Genomic DNA, 12,377 nt, shown 5'->3' on the forward strand with positions numbered 1-12,377 from the left:
CAACAATGAAAAAGACAATTTTATTTATCGCATTCGGAATCTCCGGTTTGTTGGGATTTGCACAAGAACCCAGTCCGGAATTATTAAATCCGACAAACCATTCCTTACTATTGATAGATCATGAAGGCCAGATGGCCTTTGCAACACATAGTATTTCTACGACGGAATTAAGGAACAACACAGGGCTCGTGGCCGGGGCTTCTAAAATCTTTAAAATCCCGACGGTTGTTACTACGGTTGCAGAAAAATCATTTAGCGGTCCTGTCTTTCCCGAAATCCAGGAATTTTATCCCGAATCAACTTCCGGTTACGTAGATAGAACTACGATGAACACCTGGGAAGATGAAAGTGCGCATAAAGCGATAACTGGTAAAGGCAAAAAGAAAATCGTTATGGCCGGCTTATGGACGAGTGTTTGTATTGTCGGGCCTGTTTTATCTGCACTAAGCGAAGGATATGATGTGTATGTTATAACCGATGCTTCCGGGGACGTTTCCAAAGAAGCGCATGACCAGGCAGTAACACGTATGGTTCAGGCCGGCGCAAAACCCATTACTTCCCTGCAATACTTATTGGAATTACAACGCGATTGGGCAAGGCAAGAAACCTATAAGCCTGTAAATGACCTCGTCGTTAAATACGGTGGCGCATACGGAATAGGTGTTCAATACGCAAGAGAAATGCTTAAACATTAATCAATACAAAAACGCTCTGCTTCTATGAATCAGAGCGTTCTTATCCACAGTAATGATGAAACAATTTATATTGGTTTTAACTATTGTCCTGGCATTTGTTTCCTGTAAAGAAAAGGAGAGCAAAAACATCGCGTTTGCCGACCTGATTGTTCATAATGCAAAAGTTGCTGTTATGGATACTGACAGAACAATTACAGAAGCTATTGCTATAAAGGATGGAAAAGTTTTGGAGACGGGAGCTAATGAAGAGATCTTAAAGCTGAAAAACGAAGGTACCAAAACCATTGATGCCGATGGAAAGACCTTAATCCCCGGCCTTAATGATTCGCATCTGCATCTGACAAGAGGCGGGCGTTTTTTTAATGCCGAACTCCGTTGGGATGGCGTGAAGTCCCTGAAGAAAGCCTTACAGATGTTAAAAGAACAGGCAGAGAAGACCCCTGAAGGGCAATGGGTACGTGTAATAGGGGGGTGGAGCCCTTTTCAATTTGAAGAAAAGCGCTTTCCTACACCCGAAGAAATTAATGAAGCTACCGGAGATGTACCCGCCTTTGTTCTTTTCTTATATAGCCGGGGATGGCTTAATCAGGCAGGACTTGATGCCCTGGGCATAAATGAAAATACAAAAGCCCCGGAAGGCAGCAGTTTTGAAAAAGGTCCGGATGGTAAATTAACAGGGGTTCTATTGGCAGAACCCAACCCTGGCATTTTATATGCCCGTATAGGTGCATTGCCGCCTTTGTCTGACGAAGAAATGGTAAACTCTACCAGGCAATTCTATCGGGAACTGAACAGCTTTGGCATTACCAGTGGTATTGATGCCGGTGGTGGTGGGCATAAATTTCCGACAGATTATGCAGGTACAAAACTTTTGGCTGAATCCGGTGAAATGCCTATCCGTCTTTCCTATTATTTGTTTCCGCAAAACAAGGGGAAAGAGTATGCTGAATTTCAGGAATGGATGGCAAAGAACGAAGTAGGCCATAATGGCGAAATACATTTGGACCACGGGTATGAACTGGAAGGTGGCGGAGAGTTTCTGGCCTGGAGTGCCGGTGACTTCGAGAACTTTTTGGCACCCCAGCCTATGCTCGAAGACAGGCCCACATGGAGAGAAGATCTAAAGACAATTATACGTCTTCACGTGGACAATGGCTGGCCATTCCGAATACATGCCACTTATGGTGAAACCATAACCAATATGCTGGATGTTATTGAAGAGGTAAACCGGGAAACTAATGGAAAACTGGCGTCCGGCCGATGGCTGTTTGACCATGCAGAAACAGTTAAAGAAAAAGATTTGCAACGTATTAAGGCTTTAAACGGTGGCATTGCGATTCAGGCGCGAATGGCTTATGCCGGTGAGTTTTTTGTCGAACGCTATGGGGCCGATAAGGCAAAACAAGCACCACCCGTTCGTAAAATGATAGACCTGGGACTTCCTGTAGGAGCCGGAACCGACGGTACCCGGGTAGCAAGCTACAATCCATGGCCGGCTTTATATTGGTTGATTACGGGTAAAACCGTAGGCGATCTTCAACTGGCCGAACCGGCTAACCAATTATCAAGAGAAGAAGCTTTGCATTTATACACTAAAGGCAGTGCCTGGATTTCTGACGAAGAAAACGTTAAAGGAACTTTGGAAAACGGCATGTATGCAGACTTTGCATTATTGTCCGGGGATTACTTTTCCATACCGGAAAAAGAAATCAATAATTTAAAATCAGTACTGACCGTAGTAGGAGGTAATGTAGTTTTTGCATCGGGTGAATACCAGAATATGAACCCAAAACTACCAGAAGTAATCCCCGACTGGTCTCCCGTAAAATATTACGGAGGTTATCAAAGCAAATAAATGTGTACTAATTTTTAAAAAGTAAATAACATGAGCATAACAGAAAAAACAAAGTGGAAAATTGACACGGTACATTCCGAAATCAGTTTTAAAGTAAAGCATATGATGATTTCTACCGTAACGGGTCACTTTGAAGATTTTAATGCAACCGTAGAAACTGATAATGATGGTTTCATTAATGCAGATTTTTACTTCACTTCAAAAACCAGTTCTGTCAACACAAAAAATGGTGATAGGGACAAACACTTAAGGTCAGATGATTTTTTCAATGCGGAAACCTATCCAGAGATCATATTTATGTCCAAATCATTTGATGGAAGCACTTTGGTAGGAGATTTAACAATTCGGGATGTCGTCAAGGAAATTAAATTAGATGTTGATTTCAATGGAATAGCCGTGGATCCCTATGGGCAAACCAAAGCTGGCTTTGAAATGTCAGGTATCATTAATAGAAAGGATTTCAACCTGGCCTGGAGTGCTATTACCGAGGCGGGGAGCATAGTGGTAAGTGATACTGTGAAACTGAGTGCAGATCTACAGTTTACAAAAGAATAGGCAGTGGTTAATTGTTTTAAAATCAATCTATAATAAAAACCAAAAGATACTGAAGATTGTTGCAATTGCTTCACCAAATGTGAGAAGTACTACCAACCAGGGTTTAATTATGAAACTTACAAATTGTGTCATATTGTTCATTACTTTTCACTGCTCTGCCTATGGTCAGGAATTTAGCCTTTTACGCCAGAATGATAATGTGAGGTCAATAGATTCCGTAGCAGATAAAACCTTATTTCAGCATCTGAAAATAGTTAACATATCACAAAATACCACACTTTCCTTGGGGGGGAGCTGGCGTTTTCAAGCAGAATCATTTATTAATGGTGAATTTGACCGCAATGGGTCCCAGGATAATATCTGGTACTTAAATAGATTTTTAGCACACGCTCATTTAAAAGTAGGTAAGAATTTTGAGCTGTTTACAGAATTGGGTAGCAGTTTGGCTACAAACAAAAATGACATTAGTCCGGTAGACAAAGACGAGCTTTATGTGAACCAGTTGTTTGCCGGATACAGATTTACATCAAATTGGGACATAGCAGCAGGAAGGCATAATATCCGTTTAGGATCGGGAAGATTAGTAGATATACGCGAAGGCCCCAATGTCAGAAGACTATTTGACTTTGTAGCGTTGAATTATCAATCCGGCAATTTTAAGGCAAAAGTATTTTTTTCCATTCCCGTACAACCGGCCCAGGAAGTATTCGATAATGATTACTTAACTTTTGATGAAACCTTTTCGGGTATTTATACGACAACGAACATATCTGTTGCTACTAATCTGGACGTCTATGTGTTTTATCAAAAAGATGATGAAGCTGCTTATGACAGCGGGATAGAAAATGAGAGAAGGGTATCCGTTGGAATCAGGCATTTTGGCAAGCACAAGGGGTTTACATTTAACAATGAAGTAGTCTATCAATTTGGAGAATTCGGAAATCAGGATATTTCAGCCTGGACGCTTTCCCTGCATGTAGAAAGACAAATACTCCTGCTGGGAAGAGACTTCGGATTAGGCATAAAAACGGAAGCGATAAGTGGCGACAGGGATGCTACAGACAACAAAATGAACACCTTTGATGCTTTGTACCCCAGAGGAGCATATTTCGGGCGGGTTGCCCGGTTTGGCCCTTCCAACCTGATCGATGTTCATCCTTACATAAACACAACCTTCAACAAATGGCAGGCAGAAATAGATTATGACGCCTTTTGGCGCTATTCGACAGAAGACGGTGTATATGGCGCACCGATGACCCTGGATTACCCCGGTACGAACAATAAAAGGTTTATAGCCCATCAAATAGGTGCCAATATCTCGTTTGAACCCAGTGGTTTTATAAACATGCAACTGGAATCCAATATTGTATTCCCGGGAGCTTTTTTAAAAGAGAGTAGCCTGCCGGATACACTTTATCATTTTGTATTGACAACAGAATTCAGGTTTTAGAAAGATGAAAAAGATAGCATTAATTTTAAGCTTTGTCGGTGGTGCCACAGATACACTGGGGTTTTCTCTGCTCTATCAGATTTTTACGGCCCATGTAACAGGGAACTTTGTGCTTATAGGTAGTTCTTTTGCGAGGTCGGGAGAAAGTGACCAACTGCTGTGGGCGCAATTATCCGTATTACCTGTTTTCTTTATTACGGTCACCACAGCGACAGTAGTAATTCCAAAAAAAATCACATTAAAAACAACTCGTTTTTTTTTAGGGACACAAGCATGCTTTTTAAGCCTGTTTTTTATTGTCGGTGCCCTTTTCAATAACGATATAAACAATTTAAAAGCAATGCTTATAGCAGCCCCTGCCGTGATTGCCATGGCTTTACAAAATATGTATTCGAAAACCTTATTTACAAAATTGCCATTCACCACCGTAATGACAGGAAATGTCACCAAAATAGCCATGGATATAGGATACATTTTAAAAAAAGAAAAATCACAGGAACAAAAAAGCCTGATGACACTACAAATGTTTGCCGTGATAGGGTTTATTTCAGGTGCTCTGCTCATTGCAGTGATTGCAAATTATTTTGCATTTATGAGTGCCTTATTACCCGTGTTATTGATCCTTTACATAACCCTGTCAATAAAAGAAGAACACATACAATAATTAATTATACAATCATGGAAATACAACTAAAGGAACACGAAACAAAAGGCTTTGCCATGGCCCGGGAAAATAATAAACGGGCAGGGATGATGACCTATTCCGTTGCCGGAGAAAAATTAATAATCATAGACCACACCGATGTGGAGCCGGAACATAAAGGGAAAGGGGTAGGCAAGCAGATGCTGTACAAAATTGTAGAAATGGCAAGGAGCAAAAACATAAAAATCATTCCCCTATGTCCTTTTGCAGCTACCATGTTTAAAAAAACAGAAGCTATCAGGGATGTACTAAAATCATAAAAACAACGACTATGGAAACCATCAAAGAGTATCAAAAAGACGATTTAACGGTGATGTGGAATCCCAAAAAATGTATTCACGCCGGGGTGTGTGTAAAAACCCTGCCAAAGGTCTATGACCCTAAAGCAAAGCCCTGGATAACGCCGGAGAACGCTTCGAAAGAAGCTATAAAACACCAGATTGACAATTGCCCTTCCGGAGCACTGAGCTATCGGGAGTCCTAAAACAAATTGTATGGAACATCACATTCTATTAAATATCTGTGCCATATTTGGCGTCGCCACGGCGGTGGTCATTATATGCCGGTTCCTTAAAATCAGATATATCATCGGATACCTGATCACAGGAGTATTGCTCAGTCCGAATACCTCCGGTTATTTTACCAAAATGGAGGAGGTTGATGTATATGCTGAAATAGGGGTAATACTCCTGTTGTTTACCATTGGACTTGAGTTTTCGTTCGATAAACTCAAAAAGATCAAAAATTATGTATTGGGTGGGGGAAGCGCACAAGTGTTCTTTACCATCATAATTACGGCAGGACTTATCTGGCTGACCATGCGGCCCAGTTGGGAAGAAAGTGTTTTTTGGGGATTTCTGTACGCCTTGAGCAGTACTGCTATCGTTATTAAAACATTACAGGACTCCAATAAAATAGTAACGCCCCATGGTAAATTTATATTGGCGGTATTGCTGTTCCAGGATATTATGATCGTACCCCTTATGCTGTTCACACCTATTATCGCCGGAGTAGGCGGTGATTCATTTGCAGCATTCGGTTGGTTATTGGGCAAACTGATATTGATGGGTGGGATTGCCTATGTACTGGCCCGTTTTGTGATTCCTTATTTTTTAAAAAACGTCATGAAGATCCAGAGCCAGGAAGTGTTCTTGATAGCCCTGATCTTTATCGTTACAGGCATTGCCCTGCTTACCGAGCAATTGGGCCTATCACTCGCGTTAGGCGCCTTTATCGCAGGCCTGATCATAGCTGAAACCGATTATGACCACATGGCGATAACCTGTTTTTTACCCTTTCGATATGTGTTCATGAGCTTCTTTTTTATCTCCATGGGGATGTTACTCAACTATGAGATATTCCTGACCGATTTCGGATGGATCGTGTTCTGGATCTTGTTCGCCTTTGCCGTGAAGGCCATTGCCGGGATTTTGGCGGTTAAAGTGTTGGGACTGGAATGGAAAACCGCGTTCGCCGTAGGGTTCTCGATTGCACAAATCGGTGAGTTTTCCTTTGTCCTTGCACAGAGCGGGTTAAAGTATGAGTTGATCAGTGCCAACAATTACCAGATATTCCTGGCGGTATCCATCATATTGATGTCCGTGACCCCGTTTATTGTGACCAACGCAGAAAAGATTCACCCCACACTTAAAAAATTGACTTTAAAGAATGGATAGTCCAAAAGTACAGCTATATGGGACCGATTGGTGCCCAAAATCTGCATCACTGCGCAATTTCATGCAGAGCAGATGGATCACATTTGAAGATTTTAATGTGGAGACCGATACGGCCGCAGGTGCTAAAATACGTGCTCTTTATGATGGGGAGCTAAAGTTTCCCACGGTAATGGTTGGCGATGATTTTATAAAAAACCCAAAGGTGCCCGAGCTTATTGATTTTTTAAAAAAGCACAACATCGACCATTGAGTAAATGGATTAAAATATGAACTCGATAAAACAAGATTTAAAATGACCGATCCACGATTTCCCGTATTGACCCAAAAACAAATAAATACCCTTAAGGAATTTGGCAGTATTATAACCTTTGATCAGGAAACCCTTGTTTTTGAAGTTGGGGATAACACCTATGATTTTTATGTGATCCTGGATGGAGAAATACAGATTAAAGATCCAATTCGGGATGAAGTTGTGGGAACCCATGGTGTCCATGAGTTTTCAGGGGATAGCAGTATGCTGTCCAACCGTAGGATACCCTTTAGTGCCCATGCCCCGAAAGGCACCACGGTCCTCTGTATAAAGCCTGATGTTCTGAAGGAAGTAATATCCAGGCATAGCGACATCAGTGATGTTCTCCTGGGGGCATTCATCCAAAGACAGGAGACCATGCTAAGGGAATTTACCGGGGGCATAAAAGTGATTGGTTCCGAAAAATCCAAAGAAACCTATGGTTTGCGCGATTTCATGGAGAAGAACCATATCTGGCATACCTTCCTGAATACCGATGTCTCCGAAGAGGGCCAAGCACTATTGGATAGCTTTAATCTGACCCATGAAGATCTCCCTATCCTAATAAACATCACAGGTGAACTATTCAAAAAACCTACGCTTGCCGAACTGGCAAAACAAACGGGTGTACTTACGGAATTCGGAGATGAAATATTTGATGTGTTGGTCGTAGGGGCTGGCCCATCCGGACTTGCAGCAAGTGTATATGCAGCTTCAGAAGGATTGTCCGTTGTGACCATTGATGGCAACGCTCCGGGGGGACAAGCGGGAAAAAGCACAAAAATCGAAAATTATCTGGGCTTTCCAACGGGTATATCCGGGACCGACCTTGCCAACAAGGCCTATCTCCAGGCGCAGAAATTCGGTTGCCATATTTCCATTCCGCATAAGGCGGAAAAAGTGGAATATAACGGAAGCTATTTCACCTTATGTGCCTCCAATGACAGGCATATCAAAGCCCGGTCTGTTATTGCCGCCACCGGCGCAAACTACAGGCGCCTGCCTATCGGGAATATCGAAAAATTTGAGGGCAGCGGCGTTTTCTACTCGGCCACAGGAATGAATGCTTCGGCCTGTAAAAATGAACTGGTCGGTGTTGTAGGGGGTGGTAACTCGGCGGGACAGGCAGCATTGTTTCTCGCAGATCATGCCGCCGAGGTCCACGTTATTATCAGGGGTGACGATCTCGGGGCCAAGATGAGCGATTATCTCGTACAGCGAATTTATGCCACTCCTAATATCATCGTGCAAAAAAACAGCAATGTGGTTCAACTCAATGGAGCTCATCACTTGGAGTCCTTAGTACTGGATACAGAAGGCAGTGAACAAACCATAGGGATTTCCAATCTATTCACCTTTATTGGTGCGAAACCATGCACCGAGTGGTTGAATAGCATTGTGGCCATGGACGACAAGGGATTTATTTATACAGGTCAGGATGTAATCGAGGCTGCCATGACCAAATGTTCCATCTTCGAGCAACGAAAACCCCAATCCCTGGAGTCGAGCATACCGGGCTTTTTTGCCGTCGGCGACGTCAGAAAAGGTTCTGTAAAAAGGGTGGCCTCGGCAGTAGGTGAAGGCTCCATGGCCATTAGCCAGGTCCATCAATTTTTGGCCGAACTAAAAATGAACAAATAGAACAGTGCTGGGTATGGAGGACGTAAAGGAATATTGTGGGCATTTGAACGGAAAGGATTTCAAAACGACCCAAATAAAGGTGTGTGAGGAATGTGTCAAGACTGGCAGCAAATGGAACCATTTGCGTCTCTGCCAAACATGCGGGACCGTTTTGTGCTGCAACTCTTCTCCAAACCAGCACGCACAAAAACATTTTGAAGCAACAGGCCACCCCGTGGTCACTTCCATCTTGCCCAGGCCATGGTCCAGATTTGCCTGGTGCTATGTGGACAAGATCAAGAGACCTTTAAAACAGTATAAATAATACAATTAACCAAAAAAGAAAACACTATGAACCAGGTCAAATTAGCAGCTACAACGATTTTTTTCATTTTAATCAATTTAAATTCAAACATCATGTCACAAACAATTCCCGGGGAAAAAGACCCCAATATTTCAAAGGGCACCCGTGCATTCCTGGCGGTTCTGAACAGTGGTGATGGACCACCATTGGAGGAATTATCCCCTAAGGATGCCCGGCAAGTGCTTGTGGATGCCCAAAATTCGGTATCCTACGACTATAGCGATATCGAAGAATCAGAAAGAAAAATAACCCAAGACGGGCAGACCATCACCATTCATATTGTAAAGCCCAAAGGTGCCAAGGACAACTTGCCCGTGTTCATGTTCTTCCATGGCGGGGGATGGGTACTGGGGGATTACCCGACCCACAAACGTCTGGTGAGGGATTTGGTTGTGGGCAGTGGAGCAGCGGCCGTCTTTCCCGATTATACGCCCACCCCAGATGCACAATTTCCCGTGGCCATCAATCAGGCCTATGCGGCTACGACATGGGTAGCGGAACACGGTAACGAAATCGGTGTGGACGGTTCCCGCTTGGCCGTTGCCGGAAACAGTGTGGGCGGAAACATGTCGACGGTGGTCGCCTTGATGGCCAAGGAAAACAAGGGGCCAAAACTGGCGTTCCAACTATTGTTATGGCCACTGGTGGATTCCGATACCAATCGTCCGTCCTACAAGAAGTATGCGCAGGGACGGTTCCTGACCACGCCGATCATGGAATGGATGTGGGATATGTACATCCCCAATCCCGAAGAACGTCTGCAAAAATATGTTTCCCCGGTCAATGCCACTCTCGAAGAATTGAAAGGTTTGCCCCCTGCCTTGATCCAGGTGGCCGAAAACGACATCCTTTATGATGAAGGCGTGGCTTATGGTCGCAAACTGGATGAGGCCGGCATTCCCACCACGATTACCGTGTACAAGGGGATGATACACGACTATGGCATGTTGAACCCATTGTCACATATTCCAGGTGTACAGGATGCATTGACTCAAGCTTCAGCCGTATTGCGAGAAGCCTTGTTTACCGAATAAAACATGATTAAATAGAAATCAAACTTTCTCATAAAGTTTAAATACAAAAAAAATGAAAACACCAAAAGAAACTATCGAACTTTTTTTAGCAAACACCACTAATCCTGATGTTATTAAATCGGTTGTAGATCCAAACGCTACTTATATCTCATTAAATTTTAATAACCCGGAGTTGCAAAAAATTATGCCTTGGGCAGGAACCCATCATGAGGGGGCAAAAGGTTTCATCGATACGTTTGCCGGCGTTAATGAATTTTGGACAATTCAAGCTTTTGAAGTGCAGGATATCTTTTCAGAAGATGAAAAGGTAGCTGTCTTTGGTAGTTTTACTTACACTTCAATAACACTTAACAAACAGGTCACTTCTCCTTTTTCAATACTTGCCAAAGTGAAAGATGGAAGGATTTATCACTTCATGTTCATGGAAGACACTTTTGCGACAGCTGGTAGTTTTAGAATTACGCCGGCCGGTATGTTCCATAGTGATCCAAAAAGAGCTGAATTTAGTTTATAGTTTAAACGATATTCAATCGACAGAATGATTTAGGGGACATTTCAAGAACCGGTTATCAAAAAGCCAATCCAGGAAATAATTTAAACGAGAACCAATAAAATATTTATAATGAAAAAAATCGGAATCAATGGCTTTGGCCGAATTGGGAGGGCAGCCCTTAAAATTATATCAGATACCCCAAAGCTTGAAGTTGTGGGGATAAATGATCTCATGACCATTGAAAATGCAGTCTACCTTTTAAAATATGATAGTATATATGGGAGATTTGACAAAGAGATAACTATTCAGGATGATCACATAGTTATCAATGGCAAGCCTATCAGATATACAATGATAAAAGACCCGGCTGCATTGAAATGGGACGAATTGGATGTCGATATTGCCATTGAAAGTACAGGTTTTTTTACGAACAAACTGGATGCCGAAAAACACATTTCAGCCGGAGCCAAATTTGTTGTTATTTCAGGTCCTACAAAGGATACCCCTACCGTAATTCATGGTGTAAACACAGAAGAAGGAAAAGTATCGGTCTTTTCGTGTGCCAGTTGTACCACAAATAATACAGGACCCATTATTGAAATTATTGGTCGTAGAATAGGAATTAAAAAGGCCATTCTAAATACAACACATGCCTATACAGCATCACAGACATTAGTAGACGCCCCATCAAAGAAAGAATCACGAATGGGACGCGGAGCCGCTATTAACTCTGCACCAGCATCGACAGGAGCTGCAATAGCGGTGACCAAAGCACTTCCGCAATATGCAGGCAAATTTGATGGAATAGCAGTTCGCGTACCAGTGCCTATAGGGTCTATTTCAGATATTACATTTATCACAGAGCGTCCAACTTCTGCTGAGGAAATAAACATGATTTTAACAAATGAAGCGGAGACTCCACGCTATAAGAAAGTCATTGATGTGAGCAATGAGCCCTTGGTTTCTTCTGATATGATAAAAAATACATTTGCTGCGACTGTGGATCTTGAAATGACACGAGTAGTAGACGGAGACCTTGTGAAAGTAATGGCCTGGTATGATAATGAGTGGGGATTTACCAGCCAAATGATCAGACAAATTCAAGAATTATAAATAGTGTTAAAAGAAATTAAATTACGGTAACAACAAAATGAGTTCAATGGAAAAAGGGATCTGTCAAATTCAGAAATAGGCCTTTAAGTCCAAATCTTATACCAAAGAATCATAAAGGGGATGAATACCAGTCTTGCGAGATTCCTCCGATAGCTGGATAAACATTTAGATTTAAAATAGTAAAACATGAAATCAATATTTAAGGAGGTTCCTTTGATAAAAAATGAGGAAAAGAGACGTTTCGAAATAGAAATCGGAGGCCATTATGCGTTCACTAATTATGGTGAATTTGGCAGCCAGATAGCCTTGGTCCACACCGAGACCGAACCGGAGTTGTCGGGACAGGGAGCGGCAAGTGCCCTTGTTGAGAAAACACTGCACTATCTGGAAGATAAGCAACTGCAATTGCTCCCCTTCTGCCCGTTTGTGTTTGCCTATATAAAACGACATCCTGACTGGAAGCGTATTGTGAGCAAAAACTTTAAGGGCTACGACAAACTTTAGCCGAAATAATAATCATATCTGAAATA

General features: G+C 42.4%; 15 protein-coding genes. All 15 read left to right on the plus strand.

Annotated elements, in window-relative coordinates:
• The first annotated feature begins 5 nt into the window (after positions 1–5).
• The 15 genes from ACVBDY_RS01630 to ACVBDY_RS01700 all read left to right on the plus strand — a co-directional run bounded on the left by ACVBDY_RS01630 (position 6) and on the right by ACVBDY_RS01700 (position 12,351).
• Complete coding sequence (locus ACVBDY_RS01630; RefSeq protein WP_447173723.1) at positions 6–695, plus strand: hydrolase; 690 nt, start codon at positions 6–8, stop codon at positions 693–695.
• 52 nt (positions 696–747) lie between these two features.
• Positions 748–2,550: an amidohydrolase gene (locus ACVBDY_RS01635; RefSeq protein WP_447173724.1), complete on the plus strand. Its 1,803-nt coding sequence runs from the start codon at positions 748–750 to the stop codon at positions 2,548–2,550.
• A 30-nt stretch (positions 2,551–2,580) separates the two neighbouring features.
• Positions 2,581–3,105 (plus strand): YceI family protein, encoded by a 525-nt coding sequence (locus tag ACVBDY_RS01640; protein WP_447173725.1) that lies wholly within the window; start codon positions 2,581–2,583, stop codon positions 3,103–3,105.
• A 109-nt stretch (positions 3,106–3,214) separates the two neighbouring features.
• The gene (locus tag ACVBDY_RS01645) at positions 3,215–4,555 is read left to right on the plus strand and encodes an alginate export family protein (protein ID WP_447173726.1); all 1,341 of its coding nucleotides are present in this window, start codon (positions 3,215–3,217) and stop codon (positions 4,553–4,555) included.
• Positions 4,556–4,559: 4 nt separating this feature from the next.
• A complete protein-coding gene (locus ACVBDY_RS01650; RefSeq protein ID WP_447173727.1) occupies positions 4,560–5,219 on the plus strand; it encodes a YoaK family protein in 660 nt (219 codons plus the stop codon).
• Between the two features lie 14 nt (positions 5,220–5,233).
• On the plus strand, positions 5,234–5,518 hold the full coding sequence (locus tag ACVBDY_RS01655) for a GNAT family N-acetyltransferase (protein ID WP_447173728.1): 285 nt from the start codon (positions 5,234–5,236) through the stop codon (positions 5,516–5,518).
• Between the two features lie 11 nt (positions 5,519–5,529).
• A complete protein-coding gene (locus ACVBDY_RS01660) occupies positions 5,530–5,742 on the plus strand; it encodes a (4Fe-4S)-binding protein (protein WP_447173729.1) in 213 nt (70 codons plus the stop codon).
• A 10-nt stretch (positions 5,743–5,752) separates the two neighbouring features.
• Positions 5,753–6,934 (plus strand): cation:proton antiporter, encoded by a 1,182-nt coding sequence (locus tag ACVBDY_RS01665; RefSeq protein ID WP_447173730.1) that lies wholly within the window; start codon positions 5,753–5,755, stop codon positions 6,932–6,934.
• Entirely contained in the window at positions 6,927–7,184 is a 258-nt protein-coding gene (locus ACVBDY_RS01670; protein WP_447173731.1) for a glutaredoxin family protein, read from the plus strand. Before ACVBDY_RS01665 ends, ACVBDY_RS01670 begins: the two co-directional genes overlap by 8 nt.
• Before the next feature lie 42 nt (positions 7,185–7,226).
• Positions 7,227–8,864, plus strand: a complete 1,638-nt coding sequence (locus tag ACVBDY_RS01675) for an FAD-dependent oxidoreductase (protein WP_447173732.1) — start codon at positions 7,227–7,229, stop codon at positions 8,862–8,864.
• Positions 8,865–8,877: 13 nt separating this feature from the next.
• A complete protein-coding gene (locus ACVBDY_RS01680; protein WP_447173733.1) occupies positions 8,878–9,168 on the plus strand; it encodes a UBP-type zinc finger domain-containing protein in 291 nt (96 codons plus the stop codon).
• Between the two features lie 26 nt (positions 9,169–9,194).
• Positions 9,195–10,241: an alpha/beta hydrolase gene (locus tag ACVBDY_RS01685; protein WP_447173734.1), complete on the plus strand. Its 1,047-nt coding sequence runs from the start codon at positions 9,195–9,197 to the stop codon at positions 10,239–10,241.
• Positions 10,242–10,293: 52 nt separating this feature from the next.
• Positions 10,294–10,755: a nuclear transport factor 2 family protein gene (locus ACVBDY_RS01690; RefSeq protein ID WP_447173735.1), complete on the plus strand. Its 462-nt coding sequence runs from the start codon at positions 10,294–10,296 to the stop codon at positions 10,753–10,755.
• A 108-nt stretch (positions 10,756–10,863) separates the two neighbouring features.
• On the plus strand, positions 10,864–11,847 hold the full coding sequence (locus ACVBDY_RS01695; protein WP_447173736.1) for a type I glyceraldehyde-3-phosphate dehydrogenase: 984 nt from the start codon (positions 10,864–10,866) through the stop codon (positions 11,845–11,847).
• A gap of 186 nt (positions 11,848–12,033) precedes the next feature.
• Positions 12,034–12,351, plus strand: coding sequence for a GNAT family N-acetyltransferase (locus ACVBDY_RS01700; RefSeq protein ID WP_447173737.1), 318 nt, complete (start codon positions 12,034–12,036; stop codon positions 12,349–12,351).
• The last annotated feature ends 26 nt before the right edge of the window (positions 12,352–12,377 follow it).

The sequence above is a fragment of the Sinomicrobium halophytocola genome (assembly GCF_052983395.1).

Excerpts from the sequence above, each read along its gene's own strand:
- ACVBDY_RS01630 (WP_447173723.1), top strand. The coding sequence starts at position 6 with ATGAAAAAGACAATTTTATTTATCGCATTCGGAATCTCCGGTTTGTTG.
- ACVBDY_RS01635 (WP_447173724.1), top strand. The coding sequence starts at position 748 with ATGATGAAACAATTTATATTGGTTTTAACTATTGTCCTGGCATTTGTT.
- ACVBDY_RS01640 (WP_447173725.1), top strand. The coding sequence starts at position 2,581 with ATGAGCATAACAGAAAAAACAAAGTGGAAAATTGACACGGTACATTCC.
- ACVBDY_RS01645 (WP_447173726.1), top strand. The coding sequence starts at position 3,215 with ATGAAACTTACAAATTGTGTCATATTGTTCATTACTTTTCACTGCTCT.
- ACVBDY_RS01650 (WP_447173727.1), top strand. The coding sequence starts at position 4,560 with ATGAAAAAGATAGCATTAATTTTAAGCTTTGTCGGTGGTGCCACAGAT.
- ACVBDY_RS01655 (WP_447173728.1), top strand. The coding sequence starts at position 5,234 with ATGGAAATACAACTAAAGGAACACGAAACAAAAGGCTTTGCCATGGCC.
- ACVBDY_RS01660 (WP_447173729.1), top strand. The coding sequence starts at position 5,530 with ATGGAAACCATCAAAGAGTATCAAAAAGACGATTTAACGGTGATGTGG.
- ACVBDY_RS01665 (WP_447173730.1), top strand. The coding sequence starts at position 5,753 with ATGGAACATCACATTCTATTAAATATCTGTGCCATATTTGGCGTCGCC.
- ACVBDY_RS01670 (WP_447173731.1), top strand. The coding sequence starts at position 6,927 with ATGGATAGTCCAAAAGTACAGCTATATGGGACCGATTGGTGCCCAAAA.
- ACVBDY_RS01675 (WP_447173732.1), top strand. The coding sequence starts at position 7,227 with ATGACCGATCCACGATTTCCCGTATTGACCCAAAAACAAATAAATACC.
- ACVBDY_RS01680 (WP_447173733.1), top strand. The coding sequence starts at position 8,878 with ATGGAGGACGTAAAGGAATATTGTGGGCATTTGAACGGAAAGGATTTC.
- ACVBDY_RS01685 (WP_447173734.1), top strand. The coding sequence starts at position 9,195 with ATGAACCAGGTCAAATTAGCAGCTACAACGATTTTTTTCATTTTAATC.
- ACVBDY_RS01690 (WP_447173735.1), top strand. The coding sequence starts at position 10,294 with ATGAAAACACCAAAAGAAACTATCGAACTTTTTTTAGCAAACACCACT.
- ACVBDY_RS01695 (WP_447173736.1), top strand. The coding sequence starts at position 10,864 with ATGAAAAAAATCGGAATCAATGGCTTTGGCCGAATTGGGAGGGCAGCC.
- ACVBDY_RS01700 (WP_447173737.1), top strand. The coding sequence starts at position 12,034 with ATGAAATCAATATTTAAGGAGGTTCCTTTGATAAAAAATGAGGAAAAG.